Consider the following 12,362-nt stretch of genomic DNA (forward strand, 5'->3'; position numbering starts at 1 on the left):
CGCGTCGCGCCAAATCGAATTCACCGGCCGACCCGAACGCATTCGATTGCGCGAACGCTGCCTCGGTCCGGGTGATGAATGCTCGCATCCGATCAGGCGCGACGCGCTATAGAACGCTGTGTGCAAGGGCCACGGGGGCAACGGCGTTTCGAACCGCCTTTACGCGGTTTCGCAACCGCGTGCAACGCCGCTTCGAAGCGGCTTGGGCCGATGCGCGGGGCAGCAGATGACGCTCTGTTGGTCCCGCGCCAGGGAAGGATCTGTCGAAACGAGGCGGGTGGGTTAATTTTTGGTAAGCGGATGGATTCTGCGTTAACCATTTGAAAAGAATAAACATATTGACTCATCGAACGGTCTCTGGCATAAGTTGTGACATGCTGGAAGAATTGGGCAAACGGCCTCGGGGGTGACCCCGGTGGTCGTTTTTCCGTTTCTGCTCGTGCGGGTTTATTTGAAAGCACGGGGACAACGCCAATTATGACGATGATTTCTGAAATGGATGCCGCGCGGGTCGAGCGATTGCTGGACCGTGCACTGAACGCTTTTGAAACGGCGCAGGAGATGCTGGATCGGGCGGTTGCGAAACTGAAGGCTGAGGAAAAGATCTCGGGGACGGATCTGACCAAGGACATCAGGGAGATGAACAACGCCTTTATGATGGCGTTGAACCTGGAGGAGAAAGCCCGTGTCGCAAGTGGAAAAACACGAACCGGGGCGGGGATCCTCGATCTGGAGGCGGCCCGTGCTGAGATCGGGTGCCGACTTGCTTGCCTCAGAGCCGCCAACGAGCGCCGAGACGTTCCTGGCGGGGCTGAGTGACGAGGCATTGGCGGCCTTGCCCTGGCTGTTCGAGTTCTGGGCCCTGCCGCATCAATTGCCGCCTGAGGGCGATTGGCGAAGCTGGGTGATCCTGGGCGGTCGCGGCGCGGGCAAGACCCGCGCCGGGGCCGAATGGGTGCGCGCCATGGTGGAGGGGGCGACGCCCGAGGCCCCGGGGCGGGCGCGCCGGGTGGCGCTGGTGGGGGAGACCTATGACCAGGCGCTGGCGGTGATGGTGAAGGGCGAGAGCGGCATTCTGGCCTGTTCGCCGCCGGACCGGAGCCCGGCCTGGGTGGCGGGCGAGCGGATGCTGGTCTGGCCCAACGGGGCGCAGGCGCGGCTGTTTTCGGCGCATGACCCCGAAGCGTTGCGGGGACCGCAATTTGATGCGGCATGGGTTGATGAGCTGGCGAAATGGAAGCGCGCCGAAGAAACCTGGGACATGCTGCAATTCGGGTTGCGGCTGGGGCAGGACCCGCGCCAGGTGGTGACGACGACGCCGCGCAATGTGGCGATGCTGAAGGATCTGCTGGCGCGCAAGAACACGGTCGTGACCAGCGCCAGGACCGAGGCCAACCGGGCCTATCTGGCCGACAGCTTTCTGGAGGATGTGCGCGAGCGTTATGGCAATACGAAACTGGGCCGGCAGGAGCTGGATGGCGAGCTGATTGAGGATATGGAAGGCGCGTTGTGGCTGCGGGCCGGGTTGGACAAGGGCCGCGTGGCGGAGGTGCCAGAGGGCGCGCGGGTGACGGTGGCGGTCGATCCGCCGGTGACCGGGCATGCCGGATCGGATGCTTGCGGCATCGTGGTTGTGGGCGTGGTTCAGAAGGGGCCGCCAAAGGATTGGCACGCGGTGGTGATCGAGGATTGTTCGGTCCAGGGGGTCTCGGCGCTTCAATGGGCGGAGCGCGCCGTGGCGGCCTATGAGCGCCATGGCGCGGCGCGGATGGTGGCCGAGGTCAATCAGGGCGGTGATCTGGTGCTTGATGCGGTGCGCGCGATTGATCCGCTGGTCAATGTTCGGCCGGTGCGGGCATCGCGCGGCAAGGTGGCGCGGGCCGAGCCGGTGGCGGCCCTGTATGAACAGGGAAGGGTGGCGCATCTGCCGGGGCTGTCGGAGCTGGAGGATGAGATGTGCCGGATGACGATGACCGGCTATCAGGGGCGCGGCAGCCCGGACCGGGTCGATGCGCTGGTCTGGGCGTTGACCGATGGCATGATCGTGCCGGCGCGGGCGGCGGTGGCGCGCCCGGGTATGCGCCGGATCTGAAGCAGTAAACGCAAATGAAGGGCGCGCGATCGCCCTTGTCGAGCGTCTTTGCCGAAACCGGCGGGGCGCTTTTTTTGATGGATCTAGGAGACATGGCTATGGTGTTGGATTTCTTGCGCAAACCGGAGCCGGTGAAGCCGGAGGTGAAGGCCTCGGCCACGGGACGGGTGGTGGCCTGGGCGGGGGCGGGGCGCGTGGCCTGGAGCCCGCGCGATACGGTCTCGCTGATGAAAACCGGGTTTGCGGGCAATCCGGTGGGGTTTCGGTCGGTCAAGCTGATTGCGGAAGCGGCCGCCGCTTTGCCGCTGATCTGTCAGGATGCGGAGCGTCGCTATGAGCTGCACCCGCTGCTTGGCCTGATCGCGCGGCCCAATGCGGCGCAGGGGCGGGCCGAGCTGCTGGAGGCGCTGTATGCGCAGCTGCTGCTGTCGGGCAATGCCTATATCGAGGCGGTGAGCCCGGATGGCGATACGCCCGAGGAGCTGCATGTGTTGCGGTCTGACCGGATGGGGCTGGTGCCGGGGCCGGATGGCTGGCCGATTGCCTATGATTATACGGTCGGGGCGAAAAAACACCGGTTTGACGCCCGGGGCCTGTCGCCGATCTGCCATATCAAGCTGTTTCATCCGCAAGACGACCATTACGGCCTGAGCCCGATGCAGGCGGCGGCCAATGCGCTGGACGTGCATAACAGCGCCTCGCGCTGGACCAAGGCGCTGCTGGACAATGCCGCGCGGCCATCAGGTGCGATTGTCTATCGCGGTGCCGACGGGGCCGGGACAATGACCACGGAGCAGTTCGAGCGGCTGCAAAGCGAGATGGAGCACCACCATCAGGGCGCGCGCAATGCCGGGCGCCCGATGCTGCTGGAAGGCGGGTTGGACTGGAAGCCGATGGGGTTCAGCCCGCAGGATATGGAATTTCAGAAGACCAAGGATGCCGCCGCTCGCGAGATCGCGCTGGCCTTTGGGGTGCCGCCGATGATCATGGGCATTCCGGGCGATGCGACCTATGCCAATTACGCCGAGGCCAACCGCGCCTTTTACCGGCTGACGGTGCTGCCGCTGGCGGCCAAGGTGTTGTCATCGCTGGCGCATTGGCTGGCGGGCTATTCCGGCGAACCGGTGGAGTTGCGCCCCGATCTGGACCAGGTTCCGGCGCTGTCGGTTGAACGCGACGCGCAATGGCGCCGCGTGGCCGAGGCCGATTTTCTGACGCCCTCTGAGAAACGCGCGATGCTGGGCCTGCCACGGCTGGTGGAAGACGAATGAGCAGCCGCGGCACGGCGGGCGGATCGCGGTTTCTGTATGACCCGTTCAACGCGGCCACGGCGCGGATCGACGCAAATGAACGGGTGGCCGAGGAACGCTGGCAGGCGCTGGCATTTCGGCTGAAGGGGATCGAGGTCACGCTGGACCGGTTGGAACGGCGGCTGTGGCTGGCGGTTTTCGGCGCGGTTGGCGTGATCCTGGCCCAGGGAATAAATGAGCTGATCAAGATCAGCTCTGGCGGATAGGAGATTGGAATGAATGGATTTTCGCAGACAGGGCTTGAGACAAAGTTCTGCCGGTTCGACGACGCGCTGACAGTGCGCGAGGGCCATAAGATCGAAGGCTATGCAAGCCTGTTCAATGCCTGTGACCAGGGCGGCGATGTGGTTCAGAAAGGGGCCTATGCGCGCAGCCTGAAGGGGCTGGATGCCGCCGGTCGCAACGTCAAGATGCTGTGGCAGCATGATCCCGGCCAACCCATCGGGATCTGGGATGAGGTCCGCGAAGACGGCAAGGGCCTGTGGGTCAAGGGCCGCCTGCTGGACAGCGTATCGAAGGGGCGCGAGGCGGTGGCGCTGATCGAGGCCGGTGCGATTGACGGGCTTTCGATCGGCTATCGCACGGTGCGGGCCACGAAGGATGATCAGGGGCGCAGGCTTCTGAACGAGGTGGAGCTTTGGGAAGTGTCGCTGGTGACCTTTCCGATGCTGCCGCAGGCGCGGGTGGATGCCCAATTGGCCCAGGAGGCCAAAGGGGATTTCCTGCATGAACTGGCGACGGTGTTTCACGACGCCCGCCGCAAACTGGCGGCGCGTTAAGGCCCCGCAACTTCCTCAATAATCAGGAAAATTGAATGACCGAGACTGACATCAAACCCTCGGGTCGCATGCCTGTGCCTTCGGGCCAGGCCGCAACCGCTGAGGTGAAATCTGCACTGGCAGGGTTTTTGAATGAATTCAGCCAGTTCCAGGACGACATGACCACCAAACTTGCAAAACAGGAAGAGCGTATTTCGATGCTGAAAACCAAATCCATGACCCATTCGCGCCCGGCGCTGTCTGCTGCCACCCAGGATGGTGCGCCGCATAAGAAAGCCATGGGCACCTATCTGCGCACCGGCGATGATGACGGCCTGCGCGGGCTTGAGCTGGAAGGCAAGGCGCTGAACACGGCCGTCAATGCCGAAGGCGGTTATCTGGTCGATCCGCAGACCGCGGAAGCGATCCAGGGCGTGTTGCGCGGCTCTTCCAGCCTGCGCTCGGTTGCCAATGTGGTCAATGTCGAGGCGACCACGTTTGACGTGCTGATCGACCAGAGTGATGTCGGGGCCGGTTGGGCCACCGAGACCGCCGCGACGGTTGAGACCGACACGCCGCAGATCGAGCGGATCTCGATCCCGCTGCATGAGCTGTCGGCGCTGCCCAAGGCGAGCCAGCGTTTGCTGGATGACACCGCCTTTGACATCGAGGGCTGGCTGGCCGAGCGCATCGCCGACAAGTTTTCCCGCGCCGAGGCCATGGCCTTTATCGCAGGCGACGGTATCGACAAGCCGACCGGGTTCCTGACCCATCCGACGGTGGATGATGCGACCTGGAGCTGGGGCAATCTGGGCTATGTCATCACCGGCGCGGCAGGCGATTTCGACGCCACCAACCCGGCCGATGCGATTGTCGATCTGGTTTATTCGCTGGGGGCAAGGTATCGCGCCAATGCGAATTTCGTCATGAATTCAAAGACTGCCGGCGCGGTGCGCAAGATGAAGGATGCCGATGGCCGGTTCTTGTGGTCCGACGGTCTGGCCGCCGGAGAACCTGCGCGTCTGATGGGCTATCCGGTTTTGATCGCCGAAGACATGCCCGATATTGCCGCCGATGCCATGGCCATCGCCTTTGGCAATTTCGACGCCGGATACACCATTGCCGAGCGCCCCGATCTGCGTGTGTTGCGCGATCCGTTCAGCGCCAAGCCGCATGTTCTGTTCTATGCCACCAAGCGGGTCGGCGGCGATGTCAGCGATTTCGCGGCGATCAAGCTGCTGAAATTCGGTATCGCCTGACCCGGGGGCAGATCAACGGCAGATGATGCGCGTTCCGGCCCGGTATCGGGTCGGGGCGGGCGGCATGGCGGGGCCCGGCGGCCTCCAGCCATTTGTCCTCCGCATGAGCGGTGCAGGGCCCTGCCATGCCATTTCCTGAGGCAGTTCTTTGGTGGAGAAAACACACTATGATGATGGTCGAAATGTCCTCGGTTCCAAGCGCATTGTTGCCGGTGACCGAGCTTACCGATCACCTGCGCCTGGCATCGGGTTTTGCCGATGATGGCAGCCAGGATGCGCAGTTGGAAAGCTGCTTGAGAGCGTCGCTTGCGGCGATCGAGGCGCGGATCGGAAAGGCGCTCTTTCAGCGCGGATTCACGTGGTATCTGAGCGGGTGGAAATCGACGCAGGAACAGGCGCTGCCGGTGGCCCCGGTGCAGAGCATCACCTCGGTCAAGGTGATCACGCGCGGTGGCGTGGAGACGGTTCTGGACCCCGACGCCTATACATTGCGAAAGGATCTGCATCGCCCGACGCTGGAGGCGGCAAGCAGCCTGCCCAACCCGTCACGCGGCGGCTCGATCGAGATCGAGATGGTGGCGGGGTTCGGGCTGGACTGGTCCGGTATTCCGGCGGATCTGCGCCAGGCAATCCTGATCCAGGCGGCGGATATCTATGAGGCGCAGGGCACTGGCGAGGCGGGCATCGCCATGGGTGTGGCGGTGCTGATCGAGCCCTACCGGCCAGTGCGGATGCGGGGGGTGGGCGGATGACGCGACCCAACCTGTCACGCCGCCTGTTGCTGGAGGCCCCGGTGCGGGTTGCCGATGGCGCGGGCGGATTTAATCAGGTCTGGCAGCCGCTGGGCAATGTCTGGGGCGAGATTTTGCCCCGGACGGGTCGTGAAAGCGGTGATCTGGCGCGGATGGGCTTCAAGATCACCGTCCGCGCCGCCCCGCAAGGCGCGCCGTCACGGCCGACGCCCCTGCAACGGTTTCGCGATGGCAGCCGGATCTTCACCATTGATGCGGTGACGGAGGCCGACCCGCTGGGCCGGTTCCTGATCTGCTTTGCCACCGAGGAGGAGGGCGCATGAGCTATGGCATGACAGCGGCACTTCAGGCCGCGGTTTACGGTGTTTTGAGCGCGGATGCGGGGCTGGCGGCAATCGTTGGCCCGGCGGTTTTTGACGCGATGCCGCCCGGCCCGCAGCCCGAGATCTACGTCACGCTTGGCCCCGAAAAGGTGCGCGACAAGAGCGACGGGTCAGAGGGCGGCGCGCTGCATGAATTCAGCGTTTCCGTGGTGACGGAGGGGGCCGGGTTTCATCTGGCCAAAGAGGCGGCGGCGGCTGTTTCGGATGCTGTTCTGGCCGCGCCGCTGAATCTGAGCCGGGGCCGGGTGAGCCGGATCCATTTTTACCGCGCAACGGCCGTGCGAACCAGGGCCAACCGCCGGATCGACATCTGGTTTCGGGCCCGTCTGGACGAGGCCGTGGCGTGAGCTTTCAAACGTAGAACACTGATATAACTGGAGAATGATATGGTTGCCCAAAATGGCAAGGACCTGCTGATCAAGGTCGATCTGGACGGCACTTCGACCTTTCAGACCATGGCTGGCCTGCGCGCATCGCGGCTGAGCTTCAATGCGGAAACGGTGGATGTGACCAGCCTGGAAAGCGCCGGTGGCTGGCGTGAATTGCTGGCCGGTGGCGGTGTGAAATCGGCCGCAATCTCAGGCTCGGGCGTGTTCCGCGATGAGGCTACAGATGAACGTGCGCGCCAGATCTTCTTTGACGGTGAAGTGCCGGAGTTTCAGGTGATCATCCCCGATTTCGGCACTGTCGAGGGCGCGTTTCAGATCACCTCGATCGAATATGCCGGCAGCCATGATGGTGAGGCGAGTTACGAGCTGTCGCTGGCCTCGGCGGGCGTGCTGTCATTCACGGCGCTCTGAGCCATGGCGAACCCCTGGGCAGGCGAGGTGGCGCTGGAACTGGATGGCGAGCGCAGGGTGCTGAAACTGACCCTGGGGGCGCTGGCCGAACTGGAAACCTGGCTGCAGGCGGAAAGCATTGCGGATCTGGTCGAACGGTTCGAGTCGGGCGGGTTCAAGTCGCGCGATGTTCTGGCGCTGGTCTGTGCGGGGCTGCGCGGCGGCGGTTGGAACGGCGATTTGAGCGATCTGGCCAAGGCCGAGATCACCGGTGGACCGCTGGAGGCCGCGCGCGTTGCCGCGCGGTTGCTGGCGCTGGCCTTCCGGCCGCCCCAATGAGCGGCGCAAGACCGTTTGACTGGCCCGGATTGATGCGGGCCGGGATGCAGGGGCTTGGCCTGACACCGGCGCAGTTCTGGGCGCTGACACCTGCGGAACTGCTGCTTTTGATGGGCGACGCGCCCGGCATTGCGCCGATGGGACGGGCGGGGCTTGAGGCCCTGGCCGCCCGGTTTCCCGATGCGGATGTGAAGGATGACAGCAATGGATGAAGAAATTGACGGCTTTGACGCCGAATTGGGAGAGTTGGAGGCCTCGCTGGGATCGGCCACGGCGATGGTTGCGGCCTTTCAGGGCGAATTGCGCGTGATGCAGGAAACCATGCTTTACACCGGGCGCGAGGTGCAGGGCTTGAGCCGGTCATTCGGCACCGGGTTGCGGCGCGCATTTGACGGTGTGGTGTTTGACGGGATGCGGTTGTCGGATGCGTTGCGCAGCGTGGCGCAAAGCATGGTCGATGCGGCCTATAACACGGCGCTGCGCCCGGTTCAGAACGCTGTTGGCGGGGTTCTGGCCAATGGCATCAACGCGCTGGTTTCGGGAATTCTGCCATTCGAAAAGGGCGGCGCTTTTTCAGGTGGGCGGGTGACGCCCTTTGCCCGTGGCGGGGTGGTCAATGGGCCGACAAATTTCGCCATGCGCGGCGGTATCGGCCTGATGGGGGAAGCGGGGCCGGAGGCGATCATGCCACTGGCCCGAGGGGCCGATGGCCGCTTGGGCGTGCGCAGCGCGGGCGGCGCGGCACCGGTCTATATCACGATGAATATCCAGACCCCCGATGTGCAGGGGTTCCAGAAATCAAAAAGCCAGATTGCGGCCCAGATGGGTCGCGCGCTGTCACGCGGGCAACGCAATCGTTGAGGGAGGCCCTGAGATGGCATTTCATGAAATACGCTTTCCCACCAATCTGAGCTTTGGCTCGGTCGGGGGGCCGGAGCGGCGCACCGAAGTGGTGACCTTGGCCAACGGGTTCGAGGAACGCAACACGCCCTGGGCCCATTCGCGCCGCCGCTATGATGCGGGCGTCGGCCTGCGCGCCCTGGATGACATCGAAACGCTGATCGCGTTTTTCGAGGCAAGGCGCGGGCAATTGCACGGGTTTCGCTGGAAGGATTGGTCGGATTTCAAGGGTGGTGCGCCCTCCAAACCATTGCATTTTCGGGATAATGTAATCGGTATGGGCGATGGTGTGACCAAGGTGTTTCAACTGGTCAAGGTCTACCGATCAGGGGCCGAAACCTATGCCCGCCCGATCACCAAGCCGGTGGCGGGCAGCGTTGTGGCAGGGTTTGACGAGGCCGAACTGGTTTATGGTGTGCATTTCGAGGTTGACCACACAACCGGGCTGATCCGTTTCACGGATGCGCCCGATGAGGGTGTCGAGGTCGCGGCGAGCTTTGAGTTTGACGTGCCGGTGCGCTTTGACATTGACCGGATCCAGACATCGCTGGCCAGTTTTCAGGCGGGCGAAGCGCCGGATGTGCCGGTGGTGGAGATCCGGGTATGAGCGGCGCGAGCGAGGGGCTGCTGGCGCATCTGCAAACCGGTGCCAGTGAGGTTGCGCGCTGTTGGCGGGTGACGCGGGCCGATGGTGTGACATATGGCTTTACCGATCATGACAGGGCGTTGGAATTCGACGGCACCGTGTTCAAGGCCGATACCGGCCTGTCGGCGGCGGCCCTGAGCCAGACCACGGGTCTGTCGGTGGACAATACCGAAGCCGTTGGTGCGCTCAGCGATGCCTCGATCACCGAGGAAGATATTCTTGCGGGTCGCTTTGATGGCGCGGTGGTGGAGGCCTGGCTGGTCAATTGGTCGGCCCCGCAAAACCGGGCGTTGCAATTCAAGGGCTCGTTCGGCGAGCTCGAGCGCCAGGGCGGGGCGTTTCAGGTTGAATTGCGCGGTCTGGCTGAGCCGATGAACCGGCCCGAGGGGCGCGTCTATCAAAAGCCCTGCGCGGCCATTTTGGGCGATGCGGCCTGCAAGTTTGATCTTGATGCGCCTGGATATGCCCATGAGGGCGCGCTGAGCCGGATCGAGGATGATCGGGTGCTGGTATTTGCCGGGCTGGATGAGTTCTCGCCGCGCTGGTTTGAACGCGGGCGGGTGATTGTTCTGTCGGGGGCGGCCAATGGGCTGATCGGTGTGATCAAGAATGACCGGTTTGTGGAGGGGGATCGCCGGGTCGAGCTGTGGGAGGAACTGCGCGCGCAGATTGCGCCAGGCGATATCGTGCGGCTTGAGGCGGGGTGCGACAAACGGCTGGAGACCTGTCGTTTGAAATTTGCCAATATCCTGAATTTTCAAGGCTTTCCGGACATTCCCGGCGATGATTGGGTGATGGCCTATCCGGGGCGCGGATCGGCACCAACGGGCGGCGGCAGCCTGCGATGAGCCCTGTCATCACCGTGGCGCGTGGCTGGATCGGCACGCCTTATGTGCATCAGGCATCCAGCCCCGGGGCGGGCTGCGATTGCCTGGGGCTGGTGCGCGGGGTCTGGCGCGAGCTGTTCGGCGCAGAGCCGGAGCCCGTGCCCGCCTATACGCGCGACTGGTCCGAGCCGCAGGGCGACGAACGGCTGTGGTGCGCGGCGTTGCGCCATCTGCGCCCGAAACCGCTGGACCAGGAGGCGGCCGGCGATCTGTTGTTGTTTCGCATGCGCCAGGGGGCCGTTGCCAAACATCTGGGATTGCAGGCCGAGACCGGCATCTGCCCCACATTCATCCATGCCTATAGCGGCCATGGAGTTGTCGAAAGCGCCCTGACGCCGCCATGGGAGCGGCGCATCGTGGCGCGTTTTGCGTTTCCGGAAAGGACCTGAATTCATGGCGACTATCCTTCTGTCAGCGGCGGGGGCCGCGATTGGCGGTTTGTCCTCGGGCACGATTCTGGGGCTGACCGGCGCTGTGATCGGGCGTGCCGTCGGGGCCACGCTTGGCCGGGTCATCGATCAACGGCTGTTGGGCCAGGGATCAGAGGTGATCGAGCAGGGCCGGATCGACCGGTTCCGTCTGACGGGTGCGGCCGAGGGTGCGCCGGTGGCGCGGCTTTTCGGGCAGATGCGGCTTGGCGGGCAGGTGATCTGGGCCACCGAGTTCCGGGAAGATGTCGCGGTGACGGGCGGTGGCAAGGGGGCCCCGCCGCAGCCGCGCACCGCGAGTTACAGCTATTCCGTGAGCCTGGCCATTGCCCTGTGTGAAGGTGAGATTGCGCGGGTTGGCCGGGTCTGGGCCGATGGGGCGGAAATTGCCCAGAGCGATATCACGATGCGCGTCTATCGCGGCACTGCTGATCAGATGCCCGACCCCAAGATGGAGGCGGTGGAAGGCGCGGGCATGGTTCCGGCCTATCGCGGCATTGCCTATGTTGTGATCGAGGATCTGGACCTGACGCCCTATGGCAACCGGGTGCCGCAGTTGAGTTTTGAGGTGATCCGGCCGGCGCAGCCCGAGATGCTGGACAGCCCGCCGCAACCGAGCCAGGCGATCCGCGCCGTGGCGATGATGCCCGGCACCGGCGAATATGCGCTGGCCACCACATCGGTCAGCTATGCGCAGGGCTTTGGCAAATCCGCCAGCGCCAATGTGAACACCGCCAGCGGCGAGGCCGATTTTCTGCGCGCGCTGGACAATCTGCAGGGCGAGTTGCCCAATTGCGCGGCCACCAGCCTGATCGTCAGCTGGTTCGGCGATGATCTGCGCGCCGGTCAGTGCCTTGTGAAGCCGAAGGTGGAACAGCAAGAGGCCGATGGGGCCGAAATGCCCTGGGTGGTGGCCGGTCAGACGCGATCGGGTGCCGAGGTGATCGCGCAGGTCGATGGCCGCGTGATCTATGGCGGAACGCCCGCCGATGCTTCGGTGATCGAGGCGATTGCGGCGCTGAACGCGGCCGGGCAGGAGGTGATGTTCTACCCGTTCTTGTTGATGGAGATCCTGGAGGGCAGCGGCTTGCCGGACCCCTGGGCGGAGACCGGCGAACAGCCCGCCTTGCCCTGGCGCGGGCGGATCACCGGCGAAAAGGCCCCCGGTGTGACCGGCAGCCCGGACCGCAGCGCTGCCGCAGATGCCGAAGTGGCGGCGTTTTTCGGGACCGCTGCGGCCTCTGATTTTACTGTCTCGGGGGGGCAGGTCAGCTATTCCGGGCCGGCCGAATGGCGCTACAGGCGTTTTATCCTGCATTATGCGGCGCTTTGCGCGGCGGCGGGCGGGGTTGAGAGCTTCTGCATCGGATCCGAGATGCGCAGCCTGACGCAATTGCGCGGCGCGGCCGGGTTTCCTGCCGTTCAGGCCTTGATCGATCTGGCGGCGCAAGTGCGCATTCTGTTGCCCGATGCCAAGCTGTCCTATGCCGCCGACTGGTCGGAATATTTCGGCTATCACCCGCAGGATGGCTCGGGCGATGTGTATTTCCATCTCGATCCGCTTTGGGCCGATGCCAATATAGATTTCATCGGTATCGACAATTACATGCCGCTCAGCGATTGGCGCGACGGGCAGGACCATGCCGATGCGGCCTGGCGCTCGATCCATGATCTCGATTATCTGCGCGCCAATATCGAAGGCGGCGAGGGCTATGACTGGTATTACGGATCGGCTGAGGGGCGCGATGCGCAGAAGCGCTTGCCGATTGAGGATGGGGCCCATGGCGAGGATTGGATTTTCCGCTACAAGGATATAGCGAACTGGTGGC

17 protein-coding genes are annotated in these 12,362 nt (G+C 64.0%); all 17 read left to right on the top strand.

The features are described from left to right. The first annotated feature begins 477 nt into the window (after positions 1 to 477). On the top strand, positions 478 to 819 hold the full coding sequence (locus ACW8PS_RS02985) for a hypothetical protein (protein ID WP_491525782.1): 342 nt from the start codon (positions 478 to 480) through the stop codon (positions 817 to 819). Next, positions 746 to 2,092, top strand: a complete 1,347-nt coding sequence (locus tag ACW8PS_RS02990) for a DNA-packaging protein (protein ID WP_491525800.1) — start codon at positions 746 to 748, stop codon at positions 2,090 to 2,092. Before ACW8PS_RS02985 ends, ACW8PS_RS02990 begins: the two co-directional genes overlap by 74 nt. A gap of 98 nt (positions 2,093 to 2,190) precedes the next feature. Next, positions 2,191 to 3,363 (top strand): phage portal protein, encoded by a 1,173-nt coding sequence (locus ACW8PS_RS02995; RefSeq protein WP_491525801.1) that lies wholly within the window; start codon positions 2,191 to 2,193, stop codon positions 3,361 to 3,363. Next, the gene (locus ACW8PS_RS03000; protein WP_491525783.1) at positions 3,360 to 3,608 is read left to right on the top strand and encodes a GTA head formation protein, RCAP_rcc01685 family; all 249 of its coding nucleotides are present in this window, start codon (positions 3,360 to 3,362) and stop codon (positions 3,606 to 3,608) included. The genes ACW8PS_RS02995 and ACW8PS_RS03000 overlap by 4 nt, the downstream gene beginning before the upstream one ends. Before the next feature lie 9 nt (positions 3,609 to 3,617). Continuing rightward, complete coding sequence (locus tag ACW8PS_RS03005; RefSeq protein ID WP_491525785.1) at positions 3,618 to 4,181, top strand: HK97 family phage prohead protease; 564 nt, start codon at positions 3,618 to 3,620, stop codon at positions 4,179 to 4,181. A gap of 35 nt (positions 4,182 to 4,216) precedes the next feature. Then, the gene (locus tag ACW8PS_RS03010) at positions 4,217 to 5,419 is read left to right on the top strand and encodes a phage major capsid protein (protein ID WP_491525786.1); all 1,203 of its coding nucleotides are present in this window, start codon (positions 4,217 to 4,219) and stop codon (positions 5,417 to 5,419) included. 167 nt (positions 5,420 to 5,586) lie between these two features. After that, positions 5,587 to 6,171 (top strand): head-tail connector protein, encoded by a 585-nt coding sequence (locus ACW8PS_RS03015; RefSeq protein ID WP_491525787.1) that lies wholly within the window; start codon positions 5,587 to 5,589, stop codon positions 6,169 to 6,171. Next, entirely contained in the window at positions 6,168 to 6,494 is a 327-nt protein-coding gene (locus ACW8PS_RS03020) for a head-tail adaptor protein (protein ID WP_491525789.1), read from the top strand. Before ACW8PS_RS03015 ends, ACW8PS_RS03020 begins: the two co-directional genes overlap by 4 nt. After that, complete coding sequence (locus tag ACW8PS_RS03025) at positions 6,491 to 6,901, top strand: DUF3168 domain-containing protein (protein ID WP_491525790.1); 411 nt, start codon at positions 6,491 to 6,493, stop codon at positions 6,899 to 6,901. The genes ACW8PS_RS03020 and ACW8PS_RS03025 overlap by 4 nt, the downstream gene beginning before the upstream one ends. Before the next feature lie 39 nt (positions 6,902 to 6,940). After that, positions 6,941 to 7,354: a phage major tail protein, TP901-1 family gene (locus tag ACW8PS_RS03030; protein ID WP_491525791.1), complete on the top strand. Its 414-nt coding sequence runs from the start codon at positions 6,941 to 6,943 to the stop codon at positions 7,352 to 7,354. A gap of 3 nt (positions 7,355 to 7,357) precedes the next feature. Next, complete coding sequence (locus ACW8PS_RS03035) at positions 7,358 to 7,672, top strand: gene transfer agent family protein (RefSeq protein ID WP_491525792.1); 315 nt, start codon at positions 7,358 to 7,360, stop codon at positions 7,670 to 7,672. Beyond that, positions 7,669 to 7,884: a rcc01693 family protein gene (locus ACW8PS_RS03040; protein ID WP_491525793.1), complete on the top strand. Its 216-nt coding sequence runs from the start codon at positions 7,669 to 7,671 to the stop codon at positions 7,882 to 7,884. Before ACW8PS_RS03035 ends, ACW8PS_RS03040 begins: the two co-directional genes overlap by 4 nt. After that, positions 7,868 to 8,533: a phage tail tape measure protein gene (locus ACW8PS_RS03045; protein ID WP_491525795.1), complete on the top strand. Its 666-nt coding sequence runs from the start codon at positions 7,868 to 7,870 to the stop codon at positions 8,531 to 8,533. Before ACW8PS_RS03040 ends, ACW8PS_RS03045 begins: the two co-directional genes overlap by 17 nt. Positions 8,534 to 8,546: 13 nt before the next feature. Then, positions 8,547 to 9,179 (top strand): phage distal tail protein, Rcc01695 family, encoded by a 633-nt coding sequence (locus tag ACW8PS_RS03050; RefSeq protein ID WP_491525796.1) that lies wholly within the window; start codon positions 8,547 to 8,549, stop codon positions 9,177 to 9,179. Next, on the top strand, positions 9,176 to 10,066 hold the full coding sequence (locus ACW8PS_RS03055) for a DUF2163 domain-containing protein (protein ID WP_491525797.1): 891 nt from the start codon (positions 9,176 to 9,178) through the stop codon (positions 10,064 to 10,066). Before ACW8PS_RS03050 ends, ACW8PS_RS03055 begins: the two co-directional genes overlap by 4 nt. Next, on the top strand, positions 10,063 to 10,494 hold the full coding sequence (locus ACW8PS_RS03060; RefSeq protein WP_491525798.1) for an NlpC/P60 family protein: 432 nt from the start codon (positions 10,063 to 10,065) through the stop codon (positions 10,492 to 10,494). The genes ACW8PS_RS03055 and ACW8PS_RS03060 overlap by 4 nt, the downstream gene beginning before the upstream one ends. A gap of 4 nt (positions 10,495 to 10,498) precedes the next feature. Then, positions 10,499 to 12,362, top strand: a 1,864-nt coding sequence (locus ACW8PS_RS03065) for a baseplate multidomain protein megatron (RefSeq protein ID WP_491525799.1), incomplete at its 3' end; no start/stop codon positions are given.

The organism is Alterinioella sp. (assembly GCF_058343375.1).